Origin of the sequence: Protofrankia sp. CiP1_Cm_nod2, assembly GCF_920664355.1 — a bacterium.
Classification (GTDB): Bacteria; Actinomycetota; Actinomycetes; order Frankiales; family Frankiaceae; genus Protofrankia.
This window is the reverse complement of sequence record NZ_CAKKTL010000341.1, coordinates 1-4009: the sequence shown is the minus strand read 5'-3', so window position 1 is coordinate 4009 and position 4009 is coordinate 1. Positions and strand designations below refer to the sequence as shown.

Below are 4009 nucleotides of genomic sequence, written 5' to 3'. Positions count from 1 at the left end.
CGCCGGCCCGCCGGCCCCGCCGGCCCCGCCGGCCCCGCCGGCCCCGCCGGCCCCACCGGCCCCGCTGGTCTCGCTGGCTCCGGAGGACCTGCGTGACCTGCTCGGGGTGCCGTTCACCGGCGAGCAGATCGCCGCGGCGACGGCACCGCTGGAGCCCGGCGTGATCGTTGCCGGCGCCGGTTCGGGCAAGACATCGGTGATGGCCGCGCGGGTCGTCTGGCTGGTCGCGACCGGCCAGGTCGCGCCCGGGGACGTGCTCGGGCTCACCTTCACCACTAAAGCCGCGGGCGAGCTGACCGACCGGATCCGCCGGGGCCTGGCAAAGGCCGGCCCGGCCGGCACCGCCGATGATCCTCGGGGCGGCCGTCCCGACCAGCGGGGAGCCGACGCGCTGGCCGCGCCGAGCACGGGCTTCGGGGGCTCCGGAGCTCGGGGCGGCCCTCCTGACCAGCGTGAAGCCGGTGCGCCGGCCGCACCGGGCGCAGGCCACGGCGCGCAGGGCGTCCTTCTCGACCAGCGAGGAGTCGATCTGGTCGCCGGCCAGCGGGAAGGCGGCCCGGCCGGCTACCAGGTGGCCAACGCGTCCCAGCCATCCCCGGGCGGGGACGTCGACGGTGAACCGGTCGTGTCCACCTACCACTCGTTCGCGAAACGGCTGATCACGGACCACGCGCTGCGGCTGGGCATCGAACCGGGGTTCCGGCTGCTCGCCGACGCCACTCGCTTCCAGCTCGCCAGCCGGGTGCTGCGCCAGCACCGCGGGCCGGTCGAGGCGCTGACCCGGCCGATGTCGATGCTCGCAGGCGATCTCGTCGCGCTCGAGGCGGAGCTCAGCGAACACCTCGTCGACCCGGACGCCCTCGCCGCCTTCGAGCTGGAGCGGCTCGCGGAGCTCGAAGCCGCGATCGCCGCCGGCCGCCGTGCCCCGCGGGCCCGTAGCCATGTCGAAGCCCTCGGCCGGATGGCGCTGGCCGCCCGCGCCCGCCGGGAGCTCGCCGCCATGGTGGCGGAGTACCGGGCGGCCAAACAGGAGCTGGAGGTCATCGACTTCGGCGACCTGGTGACCCTCGCCGTCCGGCTGGCGGACAGCGTGCCCGAGGTCGGCGCGCTGGAACGCGCCCGGGCCAGGGTCGTGCTCCTGGACGAATATCAGGACACCTCCGTGGCGCAGCGGCGGATGCTCGCCGGCCTGTTCGGCGGCGGCCACCCGGTGACCGCCGTCGGTGACCCCTGCCAGGCGATCTACGGCTGGCGGGGGGCGTCGGTGGCGAACCTCGACGGCTTCCCGCTGCACTTCCGCCGCCGTGACGGCGAGCCGGCGCGGGTGTACGAGCTGACGGTCAACCAGCGCAGCGGCGGCCGGCTGCTGAGCCTGGCGAACACGGTCGCGGCGGCTCTGCGGGCCCGCCACCGCGTCGCGCGGCTGCGTCCCCGGCCGGACGTCGCCGAGCACGGCACGACGGTGGTGGCGCTGCATCCGACCTGGGCGGGCGAGGTCCGCTGGGTCGCCGCGACGCTGCGGGAGATCGTCGACGCCGGGCGGGCCAGGCCGGGGGAGTGCGCGGTGCTGGTGCGGGCGCGCTCCGACGTGCCCGCGCTGTACGCGGCCCTGCTGGCGGCGGGGCTGCCGGTGGAGGTCGTCGGGCTCGGCGGCCTGCTGAGCCTGCCGGAGGTCGCCGACGTCATCGCGACCCTGGAGGTGCTCGATGACCCCACCGCCAACGCCGCGCTGGTCCGGCTGCTGACCGGCCCACGGATACGGCTGGACCGCCGGGATCTCGCGGCGCTCGGCCGCGCGGCGCGGGCGGCCGTCCGGGCGGGGACGGACCGCGCAGCCTTCCTCGACCGACCGGCGCCCGACCAGCCGGCGTCCGAGCAGTCGGTTTCCGACCAGATGGCCTCCGACCAGCCGGCGCCCGGCCGGCAGGCGCCCCGACAGCCACAGAGCCCCGCCGATCATGACGCCCATGGTGACGGCGCCGGCCGAGGCAGCGGTACCGGCCGAAGCGGCGATGCCGGTTATGGCGACGGGGCTGGTCATGGCGGTCACGGCGGCGCCCACCCAGCAGGCCCGGCCGGCTCGCTCGATCCGCTCGACGAGGCCGTGACCGGGATCGACCCCTGTGACGTGGTCGCGCTCGCCGACGTGCTCGACGACCCCGGCGACGAGGTCTCGCCCGCCGGCCGGGCCCGGCTGCGGATGCTCGCCGGGGAACTGCGCCACCTGCGCGCCCACGTCGACGAGCCGCTGCTGGACGTCATCCACCGGGTTGTCGAGGTCACCGGGCTGGACGTGGAACTGGCCGCGAGCCCCGAGGCGGTCACGGCCCGCCGCCGGGACAACATCGCCGCCTTCATCGACGTCGCGGCGAACTTCGAGGGCCTGGACAACGACGGCTCGGTCCGCGCCTTCCTGGCCTTCCTGCGGGCCGCGCGGGAGCACGAGCGCGGTCTGGACGCGACCAGCCCGTCCGGCGCGGACGCCGTCCAGCTCATGACCGTCCACAAGTCCAAGGGGCTGGAGTGGGAGGTCGTGGCCGTGCCGAACCTCAGCCGCAAGGTCTTCCCCGTCACGACGGTCCGGTCGAAGTGGCCCACGGCGGCCTCCATGCTCCCGACACCGCTGCGCGGGGACGCCGACGACCTGCCGGCGCTGCGCGGCCACGACAAGGCCGCGCTCGCCGGCTTCACCGCGGAGTGCGACGCCTACCTGGAGCGGGAGGAACGCCGTCTCGGCTATGTCGCGTTCACCCGGGCGAAGTCGCTGCTGCTCGGCAGCGGCCACTGGTGGGGGCCGTCGCAGCGCCGGCCCCGCGGGCCGTCGGCGTTCCTCGACGAACTCCACGATCATGCCCGCGCCGGCGGCGGCCGGGTCGCGCTGTGGGCGCCGCCGCCGTCCGAGGGGGAGACGAACCCGCAGCTCGCGGGCATGGATGACCTGGACTGGCCGTTGCCCTACGAGCCGGTCGCCTTCGCCCGCCGGCAGGCCGTCGCGCGGGAGGTCGGCGGGTACCTGGCCGCGCTCACCGCCGGCCGTCCGCTTCCCGACGACGACCACGAGCGGATGACCCCGGCGGAACGGCAGATGCTCACCGAGCTGGACGCCGACGTCGAGCTGCTGCTGGCCGAGGCCCGCCGGGCCCGGCGGGTCGTCCGCGAGGTGGAGCTGCCCCGCGCGCTCACCGCGTCCCAGGTGGTGCGGCTGCGGGCCGACCCGGCGGGGCTGGCCCGTGATCTCGCCCGCCCGATGCCGCGGCAGCCGGTGCCGCAGGCCCGCCGGGGCACGGCGTTCCACTCCTGGGTGGAGGGGATGTTCGAGCAGACCCCGCTGATCGACCTCGACGACCTGCCGGGGGCGGCGGACGAGGGCATCGACGACGCCGATGCCGCGGATGCGGAGGCGCTGCGGGAGGCGTTCCTGGCCAGCCCGTACGGCCGGCGCAGCCCGTTCGCGGTGGAGGCGCCGTTCGAGCTGCTGATCGGCGGCCGGGCGGTCCGGGGCCGCATCGACGCGGTGTACGACCTCGGCGACGGCCGGTGGGAGGTGGTCGACTGGAAGACCGGCCGCCAGCGGGCGGACGCGACACAGCTCGCGGTCTACCGGCTGGCGTGGGCGCGGCTGCGCGGCGTCGCGCTGGACGCGGTGGACGCCGCGTTCCTGTACGTCCGCTCCGGCGAGGTAGTCCGCCCGAACCTGCTCTCCGAGCCCGAACTCGAAGCCCTCCTCACCCCACCATGACCTGGTTTCCACTTTTTGGCCTCAGGAGGACGTCCAGAGCAAACTCAGCGTGGTCACCTCAGACATCTTCGGGGTCTCCGGCCGGGACATGATGGCCGCTCTCGTCTCCAGCGAACGGGACTCGAAGGTCCTCGTGCGGCTGGCCCGGACCCGGCTACGTGGCAAGATCGGCGAGTTGGAAGAGACGTTCACTGGCCGCTTCAGCGATCATTACGCCTTCCTGCTCACCCGAATGCTGGCCCGCATCGACGTAGTAACCACGGACATCAG

General features: G+C 75.2%; 1 protein-coding gene and 1 pseudogene. Both read left to right on the top strand.

All coding sequences use genetic code 11. From position 1 onward, the window contains the following. Positions 1-73: 73 nt before the first annotated feature. A complete protein-coding gene (locus NBW84_RS22965; RefSeq protein ID WP_445548827.1) occupies positions 74-3739 on the top strand; it encodes a UvrD-helicase domain-containing protein in 3666 nt (1221 codons plus the stop codon). A 25-nt stretch (positions 3740-3764) separates the two neighbouring features. Next, a pseudogene (locus NBW84_RS22960) lies at positions 3765-4009 on the top strand (IS110 family transposase); the annotation flags it as partial.